This window comes from Methylobacterium sp. AC433 (assembly GCF_979253015.1).
In genome coordinates, this window is the sequence record NZ_CEEDBN010000120.1 from 1 (window position 1) to 234 (window position 234).

Here is a 234-nt window from a genome sequence, read left to right on the forward strand (position 1 = left end):
CGATTGACCCCCGAGAGCACGAGGTCGGGCCCGTGGTCCTTGAGGATGTGGCGCACGCCCCTGATCACGCAGTCGGACGGCGTGCCCTTCACGGCGAAGCGCGTCTCGGCGACCTGGCGCAGGCGCAGGGGGTCGTTCAGCGAGAGCGAGTGCGAGACGCCGGACGGGTCGGTCTCCGGCGCCACCACCCAGACGTCGTCCGAGATGGCCCGGGCGATCCCCTCCCGGGTCTCG

At 72.2% G+C, this 234-nt stretch carries 1 protein-coding gene; it reads right to left on the bottom strand.

The features are described 5' to 3' along the window. Nucleotides 1-234, bottom strand: a 234-nt coding sequence (locus AC0IWM_RS23960) for a 5'/3'-nucleotidase SurE (RefSeq protein ID WP_471759181.1), incomplete at both ends; no start/stop codon positions are given.